The organism is Streptomyces javensis (assembly GCF_039525925.1).
GTDB lineage: Bacteria > Actinomycetota > Actinomycetes > Streptomycetales > Streptomycetaceae > Streptomyces > Streptomyces asiaticus.
On record NZ_BAAAIF010000075.1, the window covers coordinates 30,305 to 50,897 of the forward strand.

The window sequence follows — 20,593 nt, forward strand, 5'->3', positions numbered from 1 at the left end:
GATGGCGGGTCAGTTGTTCTGGACGAACTGCTTCGCCAGGCCGTCGCCGACCGACACGGCCTTGCTGTGGTTCTCGATGGGGGAGACGGAGGAGTTCTTGAACAGGATGTACGTCACCCCCGACTCGGCGCCGCCGGTCTCCGGGTCGGGGTCGATGCCGAGCGCGTTGGCCGTGGCGTAGGACGCCTCACCGATGATCTTGTTCGGACCGGTGTCGCCCACCACCGCGTACTCGACCTTGTTGTTGTAGATGACCGCGACCACCCCGCCGCCCTTGATGCCGGCCTGCCGGTAGTCCCAGGTGGAGCTCGGGCTCGGCACCACGACGTACGGCAGCTTGTCGGCGACGAGGGGCTTGCCGTCCGACTGGTGGAAGGCGGTGTCGTCCTGGAACCACGGGTCGGTGTCCTCGTTGCACCGGGAGGTCACCTGGCCGTCGCAGTCGACGTCCATGTCGGCCTTCCAGAAGACCGCCCCATTGGCCCCGCAGACCGGGACGGTGGCCGATGTCTCCTCGTCGGTGCGGTACTTGCCACTGGATATCTGGGAACAGCTCTGCACCTTGGCGAGCAGCTGCGCCGCGGTGACCGTGCCCTCCTTGGTGGACGCGGGGGCCGGCGCGGGCCCCCGGGTGTTGGCGTGGGCGCCGGCGGTGACGGAGCCGGCCAGCAGACCGGCCGTGGCGATCACGAACGCTAAACGCTTGCGCATAGGACACCCCTTTGTTAGGAACCTTTCCTAACCTCGACGGGGGCATCTTGGGCGAGTTGATAAGCTCATGTCAATATGCTGGGCGCCGCGGAAGTCGATGCGTATTGCCGCGCGAATCGGCGGCCGTCACAGCAACTTCCCGCAGACCGTCTCAGGTCAGGGCGTGGCCCGCACCAGCTTCAGCAGCCGGGTCACCTCGCGCGCCACCGCCGCACGCCCGGCCGCGACATACCGGCGGGGGTCGACCACCTCGGGGTGGTCGGTCAAATGGTCGCGGATCGCCCGGGTGTAGGCCACGTTCAGATGGGTGGCGATGTTCACCTTCGTCAGCCCCGCCTCCACCGCCCGGGTCAGATCCGCCTCGGGCACCCCGGAGGAGCCGTGCAGCACCAGCGGTACCGGCACGGCCGCGCGCAGCGCCGCGACCAGCGGCAGATCGACCACCGCGGCCTTGACGACCATGGCGTGCGAGGTGCCCACCGCGACCGCGAGCGCGTCCACACCCGTGGCCGCCACATAGGCGGCGGCCTCGGCCGGTTCGGTCCTGGCGCCCGGCGCGTGGACGCCGTCCTTGCCGCCCACCTCGCCCAACTCGGCCTCCACCCACACCCCGTGGGCATGGCAGTCGGCCGCCACCTCGGCGGTCGCCGCCACATTGCCGTCGTAGTCCAGGGCCGAGGCGTCGAACATCACCGAGCCGAAGCCGAGGCCCACCGCCTCCCGCACCAGCTCCGGCCCGGTGGCGTGGTCCAGATGCACGGCCACCGGCACCCGGGCCGCGCGGGCCACCTCCACGGTCGCCCGCCCGATGGCGGCCAGGGCACCGTGATACCGCACCGCGTTCTCGCTGATCTGGAGGATCACCGGCGCGCCCGCCGCCTCCGCCCCGGCCACGATGGCCTGGGCGTGCTCGATCTGGATGACATTGAACGCGCCCGCGCCGAGCCCGGCCCGTGCGGCCGCCCCGACGATCTCTCCGGTGGCCACCAGCGGCATCTACCGGCTCCTTCCGCCCATTCCCGTGTTCCGGCCCTGTCCCGTATTCCGCGGTCCGCCCATACCCGGGCGGACCGCTCGGCCCCGCTCGGCCCCGCTCGGCTCCGCTCAGCCCACGGCTCCGCTCGGCCCACCCGGCTCCGCTCGGCCCACCCGGCTCCGCTCGGCCCACCCGGCTCCGCTCGGCCCCGCTCAGCCGAGGATCACCGAGCGGGTGAGATGGCGCGGCTCGTCGGGGTCGAGTCCGCGCGCCGCCGCGATGGCGACCGCGAGCCGCTGCACCACCACCAGTTCGGCCAGCGGGTCGCGGCCGAAGCCGGCGACCCGGCCACCGGTGCGGGTGATCTCCTCGTCCGCCACGTCCGAAGCCCCCTCGCCCAGCCACCACACCACGCTCCGCGGGCCGGTCACGCTGATCGGGCCGTGCCGGTACTCCTTGGCCGGATACGCCTCGGTCCACGCCCCCGCCGCCTCGCGCATCTTGAGCGCGGCCTCCTGGGCGACGCCATAGGTCCAGCCCCGCCCGAGGAAGGTGAACTGCCCGGCGTCCACGAGCGGCCCGGACAGCGGCTCGGCGAGCGCCGCCTCCCCATCCGCCTCCAGATGGTCCAGGGACGCGCCCAAGTGGGCGCGGAGCAGGGCGAGTTCGGTGGTGGCCCAGCGGGTCTGCACCACCGACCGCTCATCGGCGAAGTCGAGCACCACCGCGGCGTCCGCGGCGCCCACGACCGGGGAGTCGGGGACCGCCGTGACGACGGTGGTGGGCACCCGGCCGCGCACCGCGCCCAGCAGCTCCAGCACCTCGGTCGTGGTGCCGGACCGGGACAGCGCGACCACCCGGTCGTAGGCGCGGCCGAGCGGCATCTCCGACGCCGCGAACGCGTCCGTCTCGCCCTGGCCCGCCGCCTCGCGCAGCGCCGCGTACGACTGGGCGATGAACCACGAGGTGCCGCAGCCGACCACGGCCACCCGCTCACCCGCCCGGGGCAGTGCCGCCCGTACGGGCCCCTCCGGATCCCGGGCCAGGGCGATGGCGCGCCGCCAGCAGTCGGGCTGGCTCGCGATCTCGGCCTCGGTGTGGCTCATGAAGCTCCCCTCGTCGCACGGATGACCCGAGCAGTTTGGATGCGTGGAGTTGTTTCGTACGGGCCGATAATGCGCAGAATCACGCACGGAAGTCCAGAGTCAATGGATGCGAGGAGCGGGTAGGGTGATCGGCGTGAAACGCCCCGAGCGCTGGAATGCCCTGCTGGATCTGCTGGCCAGGGACGGCAGGATCGATGTCGAGGAGGCGGCCGCCGAACTGGCGGTGTCCGCCGCGACCATCCGGCGCGACCTGGATGAACTCGCTCAGCAGCAGATGCTGACGCGCACCCGCGGCGGCGCGGTCGCGCACAATCTCTCGTACGACCTGCCGCTGCGCTACAAGACCGCCCGGCGCGCCTCGGAGAAGCAGCGCATCGCCGCCGCCGCGGCCCGGATGGCGGAACCGGGCTCGATCGTGGGGCTCAACGGTGGGACGACCACCACCGAGGTGGCCCGTGCCCTCTCCACGCGCGGCGACCTCTCCGCACCGGGCGGCGGTCCCGCCGTCACGGTCGTCACCAACGCCCTGAACATCGCCAATGAGCTGGCGGTGCGCCCCCAGGTGAAGATCGTGCTCACCGGTGGGGTGGCCCGTCCGCAGTCCTTCGAGCTGATGGGGCCGCTGGCCACCGGGGTGCTGGACCAGGTGTCGCTGGATCTGGCGATCCTCGGTGTGGACGCCCTGGACACGGTCCAGGGCGCGACCGCCCACCATGAGGGGGAGGCCAGCATCAACCACCTGATGGCCGGCCGGGCCACCCGGGTGGTGGTCGTGGCCGACAGCTCCAAGCTGGGCCGCCGGGCGTTCGCCCGGATCTGCGCACTGGACGAGATCGATGTCCTGATCACGGACACCGGCGCCGATGAGGAGCTGGTCGCTCCGTACACCGAGGCCGGTGTCCGCGTGGTCAGGGCCTGAGGCCGATCAGGACCCAAATCCGTTCAGGGCTTGAGGTGTCGTACGCCTACGCCCCGGCGACTGTCGTACGCCTGCGCCCCGGCGGCTGTCGTACGCCTACGCCCTGGCGGCGGCCAGCAGGGCCGCCACCCGCTCGACGGCGAACGCGTAGCCCTGGACACCGCAACCGGCGATCACCCCGCTGGCCAGCGCGGAGACATAGGAGTGGTGCCGGAAGGTCTCCCGCTGGTGGATGTTGGAGATGTGCACCTCCACGATCGGCAGACCGTCGCAGGTGGCCAGGGCGTCGCGCAGGGCGACCGAGGTGTGGGAGTACCCCGCGGGGTTGATGATGACCGCCGCGTGGCGCTCCCGGGCCTCATGGATCCAGTCGATCAGCTGGCCCTCGTGGTTGCTCTGCCGGCAGTCGGTCGTCAGACCGTGCGGTGCGGCCGTCTCGGCCACCAGCTTCTCGATGTCGGCCAGCGTGTCGGTGCCGTAGATCTCGGGTTGCCGACGGCCCAGGAGGTTCAGGTTCGGTCCGTTGAGCACCATGATCGTGGAGCGGTCGCGCACGGGAGTGGTGGTCATGGTGTGTGGTCCTTCCTGGGCGGTCGGCACGTCGAGGGGCGGTTCACCGGGGGCACCGACCCGCGAGGCATCGTAGATCAGGGATATGACACCACGGTGGACGGCACGGTGGAGGTACCCGAGGTGGGAGATCCGGTGTCATTGATGACGCGCTCGTACTGGCCTTGGCCGCCGAGCGAGACGACCAGCAGATTGTGGAACTTCACCCCGGACGCGTTCGGCGCGGCGAAGCCGTGGTGCTGCACGATGCTCGGGTCGACGTTGTAGTAGCAGTAGCTGCCGAGCCCCCACCCTTCGTGCGTGGTCACCGAATCGGCCACCTTGTAGGCGGCGTAGCCCTTGATGGAGCCGTTCTGGACGGCCGCCTGGTTCGGGGCGTCGTACGCCTTCTCGTTCTGGAAGAAGATGGTCCGGCCCCGCTGTCCGAACCACTGCACGTCGTACTTGTTGAAGTGCTCCACGAACAGCCCCGTGGCCAGCACGTCGTCGCCGTTGACCCGGACGCCGTAGTCGGCGCGGTTGGTCTCCCAGCCGACCCCGTCGCCGTGGTCGGCGCGCCAGACCCAGGTGTGGTCGACGATGGTGTGCCGACTGTTGATCACCATGCTGGTGGTGGCCTTGCCGGGGCCCGCGCCACCGATGCGGATGAACACGTCCTGGACGGTGGTGGGGTTGGCCGAGTGGTCGGCGGAGGCCCCTTGCGGGCCGACCTCCAGCAGCGTGGCGGAGTTCACCGGTCCGGCGTCGATGAGGAAACCGGCCAGCCGGACCCCGTCGACGTCGGCGACCTTCAGCGCGGTGACGCCGTTGTCGGGGATGAGCGTGGCGTAGCCGAGCCCGAGGACGACGGTGTTCGCGCGGTTCACCTGGACCGGCCGGTCCAGGTGGTAGATCCCGGGGGTGAGCAGCAGATGCAGCCCCTGGGTGAGCGCCTCGTTGAGGGTGGCCGCGGTGACACCGGGCTTGGCCACGTAGAACTGCGACAGCGGCAGCGAGGTGCCTCTGGGGGTGCCGTTGCCCCAGGTGACGCCGCGGGCGTTGGTGCGCTTCTCGGGCAGGAAGACCCGGTACTCGCCGCCGTTGAGGTACAGGAAGGGCTTCTCCCGGGAGACCGGGGTGGTGTTGAGCGTGGTGTACGGCGGGTTGGGGAAGGTCTGCCCGGGCGCGCCCTCCACACCGGAGAACACCATGTTCCACACGCCGTTGAGCCAGCCGCCGATCGCGCTGTCGCGGGTGTACCACTGCTGCTGGGAGTACGGTCCGACCTGGCCGTCGATGCGGCTGTCCGCGATGTAGCCGCCGCTCGCCCAGCCGTAGCCGTCGGGGGCGAGGTTGAGCCCGCCGCGGACGTGCATCCGCCGGAAGGGGGCCGCCTGCGCCACGGCCCAGCGGTTGGTGCCGTTGACCGGTACGACAGCGAGGTTCTCCGCCGAGCGCCAGAAGTTCTGGGTCGCGTTGCCGTTGAACCACCCGGCGTCCACCGTGATGTCGCCGTTGATGGTCGTGTCGTCGGGGGACAGTCCCAGCCCGGCGATGGAGGTGTAGAAGCCGATCTGGGCGTTGAGCCCGCTGTAGCTGCCGGGCTTGAACAGCAGGGCGTAGCGCCCGGTGCCGAACTGCGCCGACTCCTGCTTCTTGAACACCTCGTCCAGCTTGGCCTGGATGCCGGGCGTGGACGGGTCGAAGACGATCACGTTCGGGCCGAGGTCGCCGCCGCCCGGCAGGGCCTTGGGGCTCTTGGACCGGCCCGAGGGGGCGGCGGCCGCGGGAGTGGCCAGGCCGCCGAGGGCGGGAACCGATGCGACGGCGGCCGCGGCGCCGAGCACCGCCCGGCGGCCGACCGCGGAGCGGTCGGCGGAGGAAGACGTGGGGGAAGGCGTCATGGGGGCGTCTCTCCTGGTTCAGTAAATGAACGGGATGGGGGGTGAGGGAGCGCTCTCTTGCCGTCGCATGCTTCATCCATGTGAACGACTCGTCAAGAGTTGTGACCGCAGTCCTTACATGTTGTTGCTTTTTGAACGTCAACTGCCCTGGTGAGTCCGCTGGTTCGGGGGAACTTGGGGAGATTTGTGATCGGCCGCGTCTGGCTGTTGTGTTCAAGAGGGAAACGGAAATCGGCGTCTGATCCTTTCCGCTCGACGCCTTGACACCTTCGCGTCCCCGCCCGGACACTCCCATCTCGGAGAGCGCTCTCCCATAGTTGTCGCGGGCCGGTGACGGTCCGTCATGCGGGCGGTCCGGCCCGCACCCACGGCGTCGCGAGCCTCGCCGTGCGAGGGCCGCCCGGCCACCTTCACCCTCTCTCCATGTGGCAGGAGTCGCCATGGCACGGAGATCGAAGATCGTTTCAAACGCCCTGATCGCGGGCGCGCTGCTGCTGACCTCGCTCGGGCTCGGTGGTATCGCGATGAGCGCCGAGCCGCCCGCGGCGAAGTCCGCGGGCGGCGGTGTCACGGTGGCCCACGCGGCCCATGCGGGGCACGCGGGCCATGCGGCCCACGCGGGGCACGCGGCCCACGCCGGGCACACCATGGCGTCGTCGTCCGCCTCCTCGCCCGAGGACCCGGACGGCGACGGCTACATTCCCGCGAACCCGCCGGTCACCGGTGTCACCCCGTCCACGAAGGAGCCGCCCCACCGCTACTTCCACGAGTTCCAGGCCAACTGCTCGGTGAGCCACACCAAGCCGGACGACCCCATCGTGTATCCGCAGCGGCCGGGCGCGTCCCATGACCACACCTTCATGGGCAACACCACGACCGACGCGGCCAGCACCACGGCCTCCCTCGACGCCGGCCGCACCACCTGCAAGGCGCCGGGGGACAAGTCGGGCTACTGGATGCCCACGCTCTTCGACGGCGACAAGCCGGTACTGCCCACCGGCCCGCAGACCATCTACTACAAGGCGGGCGTGACCGACTACACCAGCGTCCGGCCGTTCCCCAAGGGGCTGCGGTTCGTGGTGGGCGATCCGATGCAGACCGCGGAGGAGTTCCGCCGCCACCCCGGCTTCGTCGAGGGCTGGGAGTGCGGCGACAGCTACTTCAACGTCGAGTTCCCCAAGGACTGCCCGAGCCGTCCCGAGGTCCAGCTCAACATCCGTTTCCAGGCGCCCAGTTGCTGGGACGGCAAGTACCTGGACACGCCCGACCACCGCAGCCATATGGCCTACCCGGTGGTCAACCCCGGTACGAACAACAATGTGTGTCCGGCGGACCACCCGGTGGCGCTGCCGATGGTCGAGTTCAAGATGGCCTTCCCGGTCAACGGTGACCTCTCCCGGGCGAGGCTGGCCAGCGGTCCGAGCTGGTCGTTCCACTACGACTTCTTCAACGCCTGGGACGCGCCGACGCTCAAGGCGCTGGTCGACCACTGCGTGGTCGGGGCGCTCCAGTGCGACGCCCGCGGCTATGACCAGACCCATCCCGAGGCCGGGGCGGCCCTCGACGAGGACTACGAGCTGCCGTAGCCGCCGTACCACCGCGGCCCGGCCGCTCGCGGGACACACCGCCGCGGCCGGGCCGTCCGCACTCGACTCCCCCCGCCGACACACCGAAAGACACCACCATGACCCGGATCCGTACCACCCCACGCCGTACCGCCCCACGCCGTATCGCGGCGCCCCTCGCCGCCGGTCTGCTGGTCGCCGGTGCCCTCGCGCTGCCCGGCCAGCAGGCACACGCCGCCGGAAGCGTCGTCAAGGTCACCGGTGCCCAGGGCGACTGGCGGCTGACCGTGGACGGCCAGCCGTATCAGATCAAGGGCCTGACCTGGGGCCCCGCCATCGCGGACGCCGACCGCTACCTCCCCGATCTGCGGTCGATGGGCGTGAACACCATCCGCACCTGGGGCACCGACGCCACCAGCAAACCCCTCTTCGACTCCGCGGCCGCCCACGGCATCAAGGTGATCGCCGGATTCTGGCTCCAGCCCGGTGGCGGCCCGGGCAGCGGCGGCTAGGCCGCGGGCTACGGCAAGGCGTGGAACTGCGTCACCGGCCACAAGGGCGTCGCGCTCGGCGCCACGATGTTCCACTACGGCACCGAGGACGACTTCGGCGGCGTCTGGTTCAATCTGCTGCCCGCCGGCCAGAAGCGGCTGTCGTACTACGCGGTGAAGAAGGCGTACGGCGCGGACACCTCGCGCGACAACACGCCGCCGGTCATCTCCTCGCTGGCCGTGGAGGGCGATGCCGCCAAGGTGGAGGCGGGCCGCGACCTGACGCTCGCGGTCAGGGCCACCGACCCCGACGGCGACGCCATTTCCTACCAGGTGCTGGGCAGCACGATGTACCTCGACAAGGACAAGAGGCTCATCCCGCTGCCCGCCACCGACCTCGGCGGCGGCAGGCTGAGGCTCACCGCGCCGGACCGCCCCGGAGTGTGGAAGGTGTACGTCAAGGCCACCGACGGCAAGGGCAACGTGGGCATCGAGACCCGTTCCGTACGGGTCGTCCCGCCCGCCGTGAACGGCACCGATGTGGCCCTCGGCAGGCCCGCCACCGCCTCCTCGTACCAGACGGGTGGCGGCGACTGCCCCTGCACCCCGGCCAACGCCGTGGACGGCAAGGCGGACACCCGCTGGGCCGCCGACTGGAGCGATCCGCAGTGGCTCCAGGTGGACCTCGGCGCGTCCACCTCCTTCACCCATGTCCAGCTGGTGTGGGAGGCCGCCTACGCCAAGGCGTACACCATCCAGACCTCCGACGACGGCAGCGGCTGGCGCACCGTCCGTGAGGTGACCGACGGCAACGGCGGTGTGGATGACTTCGACGTCTCGGGCACCGGGCGCTACGTCCGCGTCCACGGCACGGCCCGTGGCACCGGCTACGGCTACTCGCTCTACGAGTTCGGCGTCTACCGCCGCTGAGCCACCGAAGTGGGTGGCGGGAGAGCGCTCTATGCCCCCGAGGCGCACGGCTACTAGGGTGCCGACATGAACCGACAGGCCCCGACCTTGGAGGATGTCGCCCGGGAGGCCGGTGTCTCCCGGGCGACCGTGTCCCGGGTCGTCAACGGCGTCCGCAACGTGGATCCGGCCATCCAGGACCTGGTCCGCCTGGCGATCGAGAGGACCGGCTACGCGCCCAACCGGGCGGCCAGATCGCTGGTGACCCGGCGCACCGGCACCGTGGCGCTCGTCGTCTCCGGGGCCGGGGACACCTCGGAGGAGGAGCAGAACGCCTTCGCCGCGCGGGTGTTCTCGGACCCGTTCTTCGGCCGGGTCGTCGGTGGCGTGGTGGGGTTCCTGCGGCCGCGCTCGATGCACCCGGTGCTGATGTTCGCCGAGTCCCCCGAGGCCCGGCAGGAGGTGGTGAGGTATCTGCGGCAGGGGAACGCGGACGGTGCCCTCGTGGTGTCCACCCACCCCGACGATCCACTGCCCGCGCTGCTCGCCGAGGCCGGACTGCCCGCCGTGCTGTTCGCCCGGCCCGTGCGGCCGGTGGCGCTGAGCCATGTCGACCTGGCGCACTGGGACGGTGGCCGCATCGCCGCCGAGCGCCTGCTGGCCCGGCGGTGCCGGAAGGTGGCCACCGTGTCGGGGCCGTGGGCCGTGGCGGCGAGCCAGGAGCGGCTCGCCGGATTCCGCGACACCATGGCGCGCGGCGGCCACCCGTACGTTCCGGTGGCCGAGGGCGGCTTCACGCTGGACAGCGGAGTGGCGGCGATGACCGCGCTGCTCGCCGAACACCCCGACGTGGAGGGGGTGTTCGCGGCCAACGACCTGATGGCCCAGGGGGTCTGCCAGGTGCTGAGGGAGCGCGGCCGGCGGGTGCCCGAGGATGTCGCGGTCGTCGGCTTCGACGACTCCAGCGTGGCCGCCACCTGCCGGCCGCCGCTGACCTCGGTGCGTCAGCCGGTGGAGGACATGGCGGCGGCGATGGCCCGGCTGCTCGACGAGCACGTCCGGGGCCTGCGCACCGATCCGGTCGCGGTCCTCTTCGAACCGGAGCTGGTGGTACGGGAGTCGGCTTAGCGGTGCGTGCGTGGGAGTCGGCGTGGCGGTATGTGCGTGGGAGTCGGCGTGGCCGTGCGGACGTAGGATTCGGCGTGGCCGTGCGGACGTAGGATTCGGCGTGGCGGTGCGTACGTAGGAGCCGGCGTAGCGCTACGCCAGCCGCGTGCCCAAGGTCGCGCGCCACGCCGGGGACGGCTCCGGCGAGGGCCCGGCGGGCAGACGGCGCCCACCGCGGGCGAAGAAGTCCGCGAGCGGCAGGATCGCGGCGCCCACCGTCACCGCGTCCGGCCCCAGCGCCCCCAGGTCGATGCCGACGCGTCCGGACGGGTACGGCAGCGCGTACGAGAGCGCGTGGCGGCGCACCGAGTCCAGGAAGCGCGGGCCGAGCTGGAGCCCGGCCCAGCCGCCGACCAGGATGCGCTCGGGCTGGAAGAGGTTGATCAGATCGGAAAGACCCGCGCCCAGGTACTCCGCGGTCTCGGCGAGGACGGCGGCCGCCACCGGGTCCGGATCGCCACCATCCGCGGGATACGCGGCGGCCAGCATCGCCGTCAGGGCGGTCTCCTCGTCGGTGTCGGACGGCGGCCGTCCACCCGCCTCCTGCCAGCGCTCCAGCAGCGCCTCCGCGCCCGCGTACGCCTCCAGGCAGCCCAGTGCCCCGCAGCGGCACCGGCGGCCCCGCACCCGCACGGTGAGATGGCCCCACTCCACCGCCCGGCCGTGCTGGACCTCGTCGGTGACGACGCAGGCGCCGACGCCCGACCCGAAGAGCACCACCACCGCGTTGCGCGCGCCGCGCCCGGCGCCGAACCACATCTCGGCCTGCCCCAGCGTCTTCGCGCCGTTCTCGATGAAGTACGGGACCTCCCGGGGGAGGTGGTCCGGCCGGCGCAGCATCCGCTCCAGCGGGACCGCCTCCCAGCCGATCGGCTGACAGTGCACCACCGCACCGCCCTCCTCGGAGTGCTCGACGATGCCGGGGACGCCGATGCCCACGCCGAGCAGGCAATCGGGACTGAGCCCGGCCGCCTCCAGGACCTCGGCGACGCCGTCGCGGATATGGCCCGCGATCAGCTCGCTGTCGTAGCGGTCCCGGTGCCCGGCGCCGCGCGTGGGCAACGGCCGGTCGGCATGGGCCCGTTCGGCCAACGCGAGATCGAACAGCTCGACGCGGACCCGGGTCTCGCCGACATCCACCCCGATCAGGTGGCCGCTGTGCGGGGTGATCCGCAGTAGGGTTCGGGGGCGGCCGCCGTCGGAGTCGACGCTCCCGGCCTCCTCCACTAGCCCCTCGGCGAGCAGTTCGGCGACCACATTGCTGATGGAACCTGAACTCAGCCCGGTCGCCGGGGCCAGCGAATAGCGGCTCATGGGCCCGTCGAGGTACAACCGGCGCAGCACGGCGGCGCGGTTCTCCCGCCGCAGGTCACGAACCGTACGGCCGTTGCTCGCCGTCACCTGGCCTCCTCAACTCCGGGCTCCGCGCCGCAAGATACCTCCGCCGGATCTCTTGACGCGACCTTCTCTTGAGGTTTAACTCACGTCCTAAATTAAGCCGTGAGAGGCTTCGGGAGTTGAACGCGGTGGCGTACCCGGGTCCTTCTTGGCATTCACCACTCCCGGAAGGGACACCAGGAGCCATGCGCAGCATCCGAGTCGCGGCCATAGGCGCCGTCACCTTGTCACTCGCCCTCGCCGTCTCGGCCTGCGGAGGCGGTTCCTCGACGGCCGGTGGCGGCGGATCCAACGACTCGCCGAAGACGCTCACGTACTGGGCCTCCAACCAGGGCGCCAGCATCACGGTGGACAAGAAGGTCCTGAAGCCCGAGCTCGACAAGTTCGAGAAGAAGACCGGGATCAGAGTGAAACTGGAGGTCATCCCCTGGTCCGAGCTGCTGAACCGGATCCTCACCGCCACCACCTCCGGCCAGGGCCCGGACGTGCTGAACATCGGCAACACCTGGAGCGCCTCGCTCCAGGCGTCCGGGGCACTGCTGCCGTGGGACGACAAGAACTTCGGCAGCATCGGCGGCAAGGACCGCTTCGTGGACTCCGCCCTGGGCTCGACGGGGGTGAAGGGCGAGGACCCGGCCGCGGTGCCGCTGTACTCGATGGCGTACGCGCTCTACTACAACAAGAAGATGTTCGCCGACGCGGGCATCTCCAAGCCCCCCGCCACCTGGGACGACGTCGTCGCCGCCGGCAAGAGGCTCTCCAAGGACGGCAAGTGGGGCCTCGGCGCCGAGGGCGCGAACCTCTCGGAGAACATCCACCAGGTGTTCGTCTTCGCCAAACAGCACGGCGCCGACTTCTTCACCGCCGACGGCAAGCCCGACTTCACCTCGGACGGCGCGGTCACCGCGATCAAGCAGTATGTCGACCTGATGGCGAAGGACAAGATCATCGCCCCGGGCAACGCCGAGTACGCGCAGAACCAGTCCCTCAGCGACTTCGCCAAGGGCAAGACGGCCATGGTCCTGTGGCAGACCGCCTCCGCCACCTTCGCCTCCCTAGGCATGAAGGACGACGAGTGGGGCGTTGCCCCGGCGCCCGTGCGCTCCGGCACCCCCGGCACCGGCACCACCGTCAACTCGATGGTCGCCGGCATCAACCTGGCCGTCTTCAAGAACACCGACAACCACGACGGCGCCCTGAAGTTCGTGAAGTTCATGACCAGCGACGCGGAGCAGAAGATCCTCAACAAGGCGTACGGCTCCATCCCACCGGTCAAGGCCGCCCAGTCCGACCCCGCGTTCAACAACCACGCGACCGCCGCCCTGCGCGACACCCTCGCCAAGAGCGCCGAGGCGCTGCCGCAGGTGGCCGACGAGTCGCAGTTCGAGACGTCCGTGGGCACGGCCGTCAAGGAACTGTTCGCGGACGCCGCCGCCGGACGCCCGGTGACCAAGGCATCGGTGAAGGCCAAGCTGGAGAAGGCCCAGCAGCAGATGCCGGCGAAGTGAGCGCGGACACCTCATGACCACCACGACCGCCACCGCCGAGGCAGACCGGCGGACCGTGTCGGGGAGCACCCCCGGGGCGGCGCGAGGCCCGCGCCGCCCCGGGCGGATCCGCCGCATCGGACTGCCGTATCTGCTGCTCCTGCCCGCCCTGGTCCTCGAGCTCCTGGTCCATCTGGTGCCGATGGTGATGGGCATCCTGATGAGCTTCAAGGCGCTCACCCGGTTCTCCATCCGGGACTGGAGCGCCGCGCCCTGGTCCGGCTTCGACAACTACAAGATCTCGGTGGACATCAACGCGCCGGCCGGTGAGGCGCTGCTCCACTCGTTCTGGGTCACCTGCGGCTTCACCGTGCTGTCCGTCGGGCTGTGCTGGCTGCTGGGCACCGCCACCGCCATCTTCCTCCAGGACACCTTCCGCGGCCGGGGCGTGCTGCGCACCCTGTTCCTGGTCCCGTACGCCCTGCCCGTCTACACGGCCGTCATCACCTGGGCGTTCATGTTCCAGCATGACAACGGGCTGGTGAACCACGTCCTCCACGACCAGCTGGGCCTCACCGACAAGCCCTCGTTCTGGCTGATCGGCGACAACAGCTTCTTCGCCCTGCTCACCGTGTCGGTGTGGAAGGGCTGGCCGTTCGCGTTCCTCGTCGTCATGGCCGGTCTCCAGAACATCCCCAGGGAGCTCTACGAGGCGGCCGCCCTCGACGGCGCCGGGATGTGGCAGCAGATCCGCCGCATCACCCTGCCCTCGCTGCGCCCGGTCAACCAGGTGCTGGTGCTGGTGCTGTTCCTGTGGACGTTCAACGACTTCAACACCCCGTATGTGCTGTTCGGCAAGGCAGCACCGGAGGCCGCGGACCTCATCTCGATCCACGTCTACCAGACGACGTTCGCCACCTGGAACTTCGGCACCGGGTCCGCCATGTCCGTCCTGCTGCTGCTCTTCCTGCTCGTGGTGACGGGCCTGTACCTCCTGCTGACCTCCCGACGAAGGAAGACGGCCGATGTCTAGCACCTCCCCGGCGCGGCCCCGCTCACCGATGGCCGCCCCCCGGTCCTTCCTCTGGGCCCGCCGGATCTTCCTCACCCTGCTCACCGGGTTCGTCCTGCTACCGGTGTACGTCATGGTCTCCAGCTCCCTGAAGCCGCTGGAGGACGTCTCGGGGACGTTCCGCTGGCTGCCGAGCGGGCTGACCATCCGCCCCTACATCGACATCTGGTCGACGGTCCCGCTCGCCAAGTACTTCCTGAACTCGGCCATCGTGGCGGGCGCGGCGACCGTCTGCTCGGTGGTGATCGCCGTCTTCGCCGCGTACGCGGTCAGCCGGTACCGGTTCCGGGGCAAGCGGGTGTTCACCGTCACCGTACTGTCCACCCAGATGTTCCCCGGGATCCTCTTCCTGCTGCCGCTGTTCCTCATCTACGTGAACATCGGCAACGCCACCGGTATCGCCCTCTTCGGCTCCCGGGGCGGCCTCATCCTCACCTATCTCACCTTCTCGCTGCCGTTCTCGATCTGGATGCTCATCGGGTACTTCGACTCGGTGCCGCGCGATCTGGACGAGGCGGCGCTGGTGGACGGCTGCGGACCGCTGGGCGCGCTGTTCCGGGTCGTCGTCCCGGCCGCGATCCCCGGCATCGTCGCCGTCGCCGTCTACGCGTTCATGACCGCCTGGGGCGAGGTGCTCTTCGCGTCCGTGATGACCAACGACACCACCCGCACCCTCGCCGTGGGCCTCCAGGGCTACGCCACCCAGACCGAGGTGTACTGGAACCAGGTCATGGCCGCCTCGCTCGTCGTCAGTGTCCCCGTGGTCGCGGGCTTCCTGCTGCTCCAGCGCTATCTCGTGGCCGGACTCACCGCCGGAGCCGTGAAGTGACCGGCCTTCCCACCTCCGGCCTTCCCACCTCTGGCCTTCCCACCTCTGAAAGGACGTACGTGTCCGAACTCCTGGACCTCACAGCCTTCCCGCACGACTTCCTGTGGGGCACGGCCACCTCCGCCTACCAGGTCGAGGGAGCCGTCGCCGAGGACGGACGGTCGCCCTCGATCTGGGACACCTTCTCGCACACCCCCGGCAAGGTGGCGGGCGACGACCACGGCGATGTGGCCTGCGACCACTACCACCGCTGGCGCCAGGACATCGGGCTGATGAAGCGGCTCGGCACCAACGCCTACCGGCTGTCCATCGCCTGGCCACGGGTGGTGCCGGGCGGCGACGGGCCCGTCAACGCCAAGGGCCTCGCCTTCTACGACGAGCTGATCGACGGCCTGCTGGAGGCGGGCATCACCCCGTCCGTCACCCTGTACCACTGGGACCTGCCCCAGGTGCTCCAGGACCGGGGCGGCTGGCCCGAGCGCGACACCGCGGAGCACTTCGCCGGGTACGCCGCGGTGGTGGCCGACCGCCTCGGCGACCGGGTGCACCACTGGACCACCCTCAACGAACCGCTGTGCTCGGCCTGGATCGGCCACCTCGAGGGCGTGATGGCGCCCGGGCTCACCGATCTGACCGCGGCGGTCCGCGCCTCGTACCACCTGCTGCTCGGCCATGGCCTCGCCGCCCAGGCGATCCGGGCCGCCGCACCACGCGCCGAGGTCGGCATCGTCAACAACCTCAACACCGTGGCGGCGGCCACCGACCGGCCGGAGGACCAGGCCGCCGCACGGCGCATGGACGGCCACACCAACCGCTGGTGGCTGGACCCCGTGCACGGCCGTGGCTTCCCCGCCGACATGCGTGAGGTGTACGGGGGCGAACTGCCGGAGCGCCCCGGCGACCTGGAGACCATCGCCGCGCCCCTGGACTGGCTGGGCCTGAACTACTACTTCCCGGCCACCGTCACCGACGACCCCACCGGCCCGGCCCCGCACGCCCGCGCCGTCCGCCGCCCGGACGTCCCGCGCACGGGCATGGACTGGGAGGTCGACGCCGGCGGTATCGAAAGCCTGCTGCTGCGCCTGACCGGCGAATACGGCGCCCGCAAGCTGTACGTCACCGAGAACGGCTCCGCCTACCCCGATGTCGTACGGCCGGACGGGACCGTGGACGACCCCGAGCGCCAGGACTACCTCGTCCAGCACCTCGCGGCCTGCGCCTCGGCGGTCCGCAAGGGCGCGCCGCTGGCCGGGTACTTCGCCTGGTCGCTGCTGGACAACTTCGAGTGGGCCTACGGATACGACAAGCGCTTCGGCCTCGTCCATGTCGACTACCGGACGCAGGTCCGCACCATCAAGGGGACCGGCCACCGCTACGCGGAGATCATCCGCGACCACCGGGGCCGGGCCCGGCGCGCCGCCTAGGGGGCGGCGGATGGGTTCGCTCGCGGGGGCCGTGCCGCCTGCGGCGAGCTGTTCCCCTACCCGCCCCTTCCCGAAACCGGGGCTCTGCCCCGGCCCCCATCCCGGGGCTCCGTCCCGGCCCCCGTCCCGGGGCTCCGTCCCGGCCCCCGTCCCGGGGCTCCGCCCCGGACCCCGGGGCGGGCTCTGCCTCAGATCCCGGCCGGGGCTCTGCTCCAGGCCCCGTAACTGGGGCTTCGTCCCAGGTCCCGTTGCGGGGCTTCGGCCCGGGCCCTGGGGCGGGCTGCGCCTCAGGTTCCGGGGCGGGGCTGCGCCTCAGGTTCCGGGGCGGGGCTCTGCTCCAGGCCCCGCAACTGGGGCTTCGCTCCAGGCCCCGTAACTGGGGCTTCGCTCCAGGCCCCGTTGCGGGGCTTCGGCCCGGGCCCTGGGGCGGGCTGCGCCTCAGATCCCGTACCGGGGCTGCGCCTCAGGCCCCGGGGCGGGGCTCTGCTCCAGGCCCCGCAACTGGGGCTTCGTCCCAGGCCCCGTAACTGGGGCTTCGCTCCAAGACCCGTTCCGGGGCTCCGCCCCTTCTCGCGGCAGCGATGTGCGGGTCCGCCGCGTGGCGGGGCTCGGCGCGGCTACCGGGGTCCAGGGGCGGAGCCCCTGGTATCGGGAAGGGGCGGGGAGGGGAAGATCCGCCCGCCGCACACAGCCACAACGCAAAGCACATCGGCACAACGCAAAGCACATCGGCACATCGGCCATTGGTACGAACACCCATCGGCATCACACGTGCACCCCCACGACCTCATCGAGGAGAGCCGCATGCCATCCCGTACCCCCCGCATCCTGCTGAGCGCACTCGCCACCCTCGCCACGGTGGCGGTCCTGACCACGGGCCCGGCCCTCGCCACACCCACCTCGCACTCCACCGCGGCCGCCGCCCAGGCGACCTGGGACACCGACCGGGCGGCGGCCGCGTACGCCGCGAATCCCGGCGCCGTCACCGCGTCCGGCAGCGAGAACGACGGCACCGCGCCGGGGCTGGCCTTCGACGGCAACGGATCGACCCGCTGGGCCAGCCCGTTCACCGACGACGCGTGGATACGCGTCGACCTCGGCGCCACCATCCGGATCGACCGGGTCGTCCTGGACTGGGAGGCCGCCTACGGCAAGAAGTACGTCCTGGAGGTGTCCAGGAACGGCACCGACTGGGCCCCCTTCTACACCGAGGACGCCGGGACCGGCGGATCCCTCACCGCCCACACCCATCCGCAGGACGTCGTCGGCCGCTACGTACGGATGCGCGGCATCGAGCGCGGCACGCCCTACGGCTACTCGCTTTACTCGTTCAAGGTGTACGGCGGCGAGCCCGCCCCGGCGTCCACGACCCGGACCAATCTCGCCCTGAACCACCCCGCCTACTCCAACTACTACCAGCACGCGGGCAACTCGCCCGCCTTCGTCACCGACGGCGGCTGGCCCGCCAACCTCAAGGACGACCAGACCCGCTGGTCCAGCGACTGGAACGCCAACCGCTGGGTCTCGGTGGACCTCGGCGCGACCTCCACGATCGACACCGTCGACCTCTACTGGGAGGCGGCCTACGCCGTCGACTACCAGGTGCAGGTGTCCGACGACAACCGCACCTGGCGCACGGTGTACCAGCCCTCCGCCGCCGAGGTGGCCGCCCGCCGCGCGGATGTGAAGTCCCCCACGGACGCGGTGGGCCGCCATGACACCGTGAAGCTGTCGCAACCCGCCACCGGTCGGTATGTGCGGATGCTGGGGAAGGAGCGCCGCTCCTTCTACAACCCGGCCCCGGCCACCGCCCAATTCGGCTACTCCCTCTACGAGTTCCAGGTCTGGGGCACCGGCGGAAGCGCCTCCGCCGCGTACCCGGCCCTCCCCGGGGAACAGTCCGGGGCGTACCGGACGACGTTCTTCGACGACTTCACCGGCGCCTCCCTCGACCGCTCGAAGTGGCGTGTGGTGCGGACCGGCCAGGAGATGGGATCGGTCAACGGCGAGTCGCAGGCGTATGTCGACTCCTCCGACAACATCCGCACCGAGAACGGCAACCTCGTGCTCAGGGCGAAGTACTGCAAGGGGTGCACCCAGGCGGGCGGTGGCACGTACGACTTCACCTCCGGGCGCATCGACACCCACACCAAGCTGGACTTCACCTACGGGCGGGTCAGCGCCCGGATGAAGCTTCCGGTCGGCGATGGTTACTGGCCCGCGTTCTGGCTGCTGGGCAGCGATGTGGACGATCCCTCGGTGTCCTGGCCCTCCTCCGGTGAGACCGACATCATGGAGAACATCGGCTACGCCGACTGGACCAGCACCGCCCTGCACGGCCCCGGCTATTCGGCGGACGGCAATATCGGCGCCCGCCAGACCTATCCGGGCGGCGGCCGCGCCGACCAGTGGCACACCTACGCGGTGGAGTGGACACCGACCGGGATGCGCTTCCTCGTCGACGACCGGGTGGTCCAGGAGACGAGCCGCAACAAGCTCGAATCCACCCGAGGCCAGTGGGTCTTCGGCCACAACCAGTACGTGATCCTCAACCTCGCCCTGGGCGGGGCGTACCCGGCCGGATGGAACAAGGTCACCACCCCCTACTGGGGCCTGCCGCAGTCCAGCGTCGACCGGATCGCGGCCGGGGGAGTGCAGGCGGAGGTGGACTGGGTGCGCGTCGAACAGAAGGGGTGAGCGCTGCATCATGGATCGTTGACGGGCGGCCGCCGTGGCCGCCCGGCAACGGAAGCAGTGGAAGAAGAAGCAGAAGAAGGAGGAGGTGCGCCGATGCGGGTGGCGTTGCACTCGGTTCTCAAGGAGGGCCAGGAGTCCGGTTATGAGCAGGTGCACGCCACGGTCCCGGAGGACCTGCTGGCGGCGCTGCGCCGGGCCGGGATCACCAACTGGCGGATCTGGCGCAGCGGGCGCCATCTCTTCCACCTCGTGGACTGCGAGGACTTCGCGGCCGCGATGGCGGCGCTGGACGAGGACCCGGCCAACCAGCGCTGGCAGGAGTTCATCGGCGCGTATGTCGACCACTTCGAGGACACCGGCGGTTCCCCCGCCGAGGGGGACCGAATGGCGCTCGGCGAGGTGTGGGAGCTACGCGCCCAGGCCGAGGCCGCCGAGCGCGGCTAGCCGGGGTCCCGGCTACGGGGCGTCCGCGTCCGCCGTGTGGCAGGGCTTCGCCCCTGGGCCCCGGGGTCGGGGGCGGAGGCCCAGTTGTGGGAAGGGGCGGGGAGGGGAGTAGCCCGTCGCAGGCGTCACGACGATCGGCCGAACCGGCGGAGCCTACCGATCCGGATCGTTCGGCGCAGCCATTCATCAGACCTTGAGTACGGGTGAGAACGGGGCGAACGCGTCCACGTACGACGTGGTGGCCCCGCGCGGGGGCGTGGCGGAACGCGGCAAGCGCTCCGCACACGCCTGCCGCGCATCCCCGACTGGAGGTCACTGAGTTGAGCCACCGACGTGTGAACAAGCGGACCCTCGCCATTTCCGGAGCCGCCATCACCGCGCTCGGGGCAGCCGCCATTCTGCTGCCCAACGCGAACGCGAACCCGGACGAGTCGTCGGGCGCCAAGACATTCTCGTCCCCGGCCGCGGTGAAGCTCGCGAGGAGTCTCGCATCGGACCTCGGTGACAACGGTGCGGGCTGGTACTACGACAACGGCAGCCGCCAGCTGGTCATGAATGTGGTGGACGAGGACTCCGCCGAGTCCGTCCGGGCCAAGGGCGCCGTGGCGAAGGTCGTCCAGAACAGCATGGCCGATCTGAAGGCCGCCACCCAGACGCTGAGCAGCGATGCGTCGGTGCCCGGTACCGCCTGGTCGATCGACCCGGTCACCAACAAGGTCCAGGTGACCGCCGACCGGACGGTGACCGGCACGAAGTGGGACACGCTGACCAAGGCCACCGGCCAGATGGAGGGCACGGTCAGCGTCAAGCGCAGCAAGGGCGAGTTCAAGAAGTTCGACGGCGAGGAGGCGGCCGAGCCCGGCGACAGCGGCGGCGCGGGCGCCGGGGACGCCGCCGGTGCGGCGGGCGGCGCGGGCGACGCGGGTGCCGGTGCCGCAGGCGGCG

Annotated in this window: 16 protein-coding genes and 1 pseudogene; 11 read left to right on the plus strand and 6 right to left on the minus strand. The window is 70.8% G+C overall.

Annotation, left to right across the window (positions count from 1 at the left end):
* Positions 1-9: 9 nt before the first annotated feature.
* The 3 genes from ABD329_RS40245 to ABD329_RS40255 all read right to left on the minus strand — a co-directional run bounded on the left by ABD329_RS40245 (position 10) and on the right by ABD329_RS40255 (position 2,793).
* Positions 10-711 carry a glycoside hydrolase family 75 protein gene (locus tag ABD329_RS40245; protein WP_198276921.1) on the minus strand — a complete coding sequence of 234 codons (702 nt, stop codon included), beginning with the start codon at positions 709-711 and terminating at the stop codon, positions 10-12.
* A 156-nt stretch (positions 712-867) separates the two neighbouring features.
* The gene (locus ABD329_RS40250; protein ID WP_198276922.1) at positions 868-1,707 is read right to left on the minus strand and encodes a class II fructose-bisphosphate aldolase; all 840 of its coding nucleotides are present in this window, start codon (positions 1,705-1,707) and stop codon (positions 868-870) included.
* A gap of 192 nt (positions 1,708-1,899) precedes the next feature.
* Positions 1,900-2,793, minus strand: a complete 894-nt coding sequence (locus ABD329_RS40255) for an SIS domain-containing protein (RefSeq protein WP_198276923.1) — start codon at positions 2,791-2,793, stop codon at positions 1,900-1,902.
* 133 nt (positions 2,794-2,926) lie between these two features.
* Between ABD329_RS40255 and ABD329_RS40260 the strand changes: the two genes are divergently transcribed.
* Positions 2,927-3,712 carry a DeoR/GlpR family DNA-binding transcription regulator gene (locus ABD329_RS40260; RefSeq protein ID WP_198276933.1) on the plus strand — a complete coding sequence of 262 codons (786 nt, stop codon included), beginning with the start codon at positions 2,927-2,929 and terminating at the stop codon, positions 3,710-3,712.
* A gap of 96 nt (positions 3,713-3,808) precedes the next feature.
* On the opposite strand, the gene aroQ is transcribed toward ABD329_RS40260, so the two are convergent.
* On the minus strand, positions 3,809-4,282 hold the full coding sequence (aroQ, locus tag ABD329_RS40265) for a type II 3-dehydroquinate dehydratase (protein ID WP_198276924.1): 474 nt from the start codon (positions 4,280-4,282) through the stop codon (positions 3,809-3,811).
* A 77-nt stretch (positions 4,283-4,359) separates the two neighbouring features.
* The gene (locus ABD329_RS40270) at positions 4,360-6,165 is read right to left on the minus strand and encodes a coagulation factor 5/8 type domain-containing protein (RefSeq protein WP_198276925.1); all 1,806 of its coding nucleotides are present in this window, start codon (positions 6,163-6,165) and stop codon (positions 4,360-4,362) included.
* Positions 6,166-6,605: 440 nt separating this feature from the next.
* Between ABD329_RS40270 and ABD329_RS40275 the strand changes: the two genes are divergently transcribed.
* The 3 genes and pseudogenes from ABD329_RS40275 to ABD329_RS40285 all read left to right on the plus strand — a co-directional run bounded on the left by ABD329_RS40275 (position 6,606) and on the right by ABD329_RS40285 (position 10,258).
* Positions 6,606-7,751: a DUF1996 domain-containing protein gene (locus tag ABD329_RS40275; RefSeq protein ID WP_198276926.1), complete on the plus strand. Its 1,146-nt coding sequence runs from the start codon at positions 6,606-6,608 to the stop codon at positions 7,749-7,751.
* Positions 7,752-7,849: 98 nt separating this feature from the next.
* Positions 7,850-9,151, plus strand: a pseudogene (locus ABD329_RS40280) (discoidin domain-containing protein).
* 66 nt (positions 9,152-9,217) lie between these two features.
* Positions 9,218-10,258: a LacI family DNA-binding transcriptional regulator gene (locus tag ABD329_RS40285; RefSeq protein WP_037950327.1), complete on the plus strand. Its 1,041-nt coding sequence runs from the start codon at positions 9,218-9,220 to the stop codon at positions 10,256-10,258.
* A gap of 132 nt (positions 10,259-10,390) precedes the next feature.
* Here ABD329_RS40285 and ABD329_RS40290 read toward each other — a convergent pair whose 3' ends face one another.
* Positions 10,391-11,698, minus strand: coding sequence for an ROK family transcriptional regulator (locus tag ABD329_RS40290; RefSeq protein ID WP_344317703.1), 1,308 nt, complete (start codon positions 11,696-11,698; stop codon positions 10,391-10,393).
* Between the two features lie 182 nt (positions 11,699-11,880).
* Here ABD329_RS40290 and ABD329_RS40295 point away from each other — a divergent pair, with 182 nt between their 5' ends.
* The 7 genes from ABD329_RS40295 to ABD329_RS40325 form a co-directional block, all read left to right on the plus strand.
* A complete protein-coding gene (locus ABD329_RS40295; protein WP_198276928.1) occupies positions 11,881-13,203 on the plus strand; it encodes an ABC transporter substrate-binding protein in 1,323 nt (440 codons plus the stop codon).
* 13 nt (positions 13,204-13,216) lie between these two features.
* The gene (locus tag ABD329_RS40300) at positions 13,217-14,215 is read left to right on the plus strand and encodes a carbohydrate ABC transporter permease (protein WP_198276929.1); all 999 of its coding nucleotides are present in this window, start codon (positions 13,217-13,219) and stop codon (positions 14,213-14,215) included.
* Positions 14,208-15,083, plus strand: coding sequence for a carbohydrate ABC transporter permease (locus ABD329_RS40305; protein WP_198276930.1), 876 nt, complete (start codon positions 14,208-14,210; stop codon positions 15,081-15,083). Before ABD329_RS40300 ends, ABD329_RS40305 begins: the two co-directional genes overlap by 8 nt.
* A gap of 59 nt (positions 15,084-15,142) precedes the next feature.
* The gene (locus ABD329_RS40310; protein WP_198276931.1) at positions 15,143-16,507 is read left to right on the plus strand and encodes a GH1 family beta-glucosidase; all 1,365 of its coding nucleotides are present in this window, start codon (positions 15,143-15,145) and stop codon (positions 16,505-16,507) included.
* 804 nt (positions 16,508-17,311) lie between these two features.
* Complete coding sequence (locus ABD329_RS40315) at positions 17,312-19,204, plus strand: discoidin domain-containing protein (protein WP_198282105.1); 1,893 nt, start codon at positions 17,312-17,314, stop codon at positions 19,202-19,204.
* A gap of 93 nt (positions 19,205-19,297) precedes the next feature.
* Positions 19,298-19,648 carry an L-rhamnose mutarotase gene (locus tag ABD329_RS40320; RefSeq protein WP_198282106.1) on the plus strand — a complete coding sequence of 117 codons (351 nt, stop codon included), beginning with the start codon at positions 19,298-19,300 and terminating at the stop codon, positions 19,646-19,648.
* A gap of 335 nt (positions 19,649-19,983) precedes the next feature.
* Positions 19,984-20,593 (plus strand): S1 family peptidase (locus ABD329_RS40325; protein ID WP_344317705.1); only part of this gene is annotated, 610 nt, incomplete at its 3' end.

Bases quoted from the DNA above. Each gene is read 5' to 3' on its own strand.
- ABD329_RS40245 (WP_198276921.1), bottom strand. From the start codon at position 711: ATGCGCAAGCGTTTAGCGTTCGTGATCGCCACGGCCGGTCTGCTGGCC.
- ABD329_RS40250 (WP_198276922.1), bottom strand. From the start codon at position 1,707: ATGCCGCTGGTGGCCACCGGAGAGATCGTCGGGGCGGCCGCACGGGCC.
- ABD329_RS40255 (WP_198276923.1), bottom strand. From the start codon at position 2,793: ATGAGCCACACCGAGGCCGAGATCGCGAGCCAGCCCGACTGCTGGCGG.
- aroQ (WP_198276924.1), bottom strand. From the start codon at position 4,282: ATGACCACCACTCCCGTGCGCGACCGCTCCACGATCATGGTGCTCAAC.
- ABD329_RS40270 (WP_198276925.1), bottom strand. From the start codon at position 6,165: ATGACGCCTTCCCCCACGTCTTCCTCCGCCGACCGCTCCGCGGTCGGC.
- ABD329_RS40275 (WP_198276926.1), top strand. From the start codon at position 6,606: ATGGCACGGAGATCGAAGATCGTTTCAAACGCCCTGATCGCGGGCGCG.
- ABD329_RS40285 (WP_037950327.1), top strand. From the start codon at position 9,218: ATGAACCGACAGGCCCCGACCTTGGAGGATGTCGCCCGGGAGGCCGGT.
- ABD329_RS40295 (WP_198276928.1), top strand. From the start codon at position 11,881: ATGCGCAGCATCCGAGTCGCGGCCATAGGCGCCGTCACCTTGTCACTC.
- ABD329_RS40300 (WP_198276929.1), top strand. From the start codon at position 13,217: ATGACCACCACGACCGCCACCGCCGAGGCAGACCGGCGGACCGTGTCG.
- ABD329_RS40305 (WP_198276930.1), top strand. From the start codon at position 14,208: ATGTCTAGCACCTCCCCGGCGCGGCCCCGCTCACCGATGGCCGCCCCC.
- ABD329_RS40315 (WP_198282105.1), top strand. From the start codon at position 17,312: ATGCCATCCCGTACCCCCCGCATCCTGCTGAGCGCACTCGCCACCCTC.
- ABD329_RS40320 (WP_198282106.1), top strand. From the start codon at position 19,298: ATGCGGGTGGCGTTGCACTCGGTTCTCAAGGAGGGCCAGGAGTCCGGT.